1 protein-coding gene is annotated in these 205 nt (G+C 62.9%); it reads left to right on the top strand.

Annotated features, from left to right (window positions below; translation table 11 throughout):
* Nucleotides 1-7: 7 nt before the first annotated feature.
* A partial coding sequence (locus IH50_RS41905; RefSeq protein WP_267883294.1) for an integrase core domain-containing protein occupies nucleotides 8-205 on the top strand: 198 nt, incomplete at its 3' end.

Here is a 205-nt window from a genome sequence, read left to right as displayed (position 1 = left end):
GGGCATCGTGCAGTCCATGGGACGAGTCGGCTCGTGCTTCGACAACGCCGTGAGCGAGGCGTTCAACAGTGTGCTCAAGGTCGAGTACGTCCACCGGCACACCTTCCGCACCCGCACCGAGGCCCGCATCAAGATCGCCACCTGGATCACCGACTTCTACAACACCAGGCGGCTACACAGCGTGTGCGGCTTCAAGAGCCCGATC

Source organism: Streptomyces sp. NRRL S-37 (assembly GCF_000721605.1).
In the GTDB taxonomy this organism is placed as follows: Bacteria; Actinomycetota; Actinomycetes; order Streptomycetales; family Streptomycetaceae; genus Streptomyces.
Note: the sequence above shows the minus strand (reverse complement) of the source record. Positions and strands in the feature narration are given on the sequence as shown.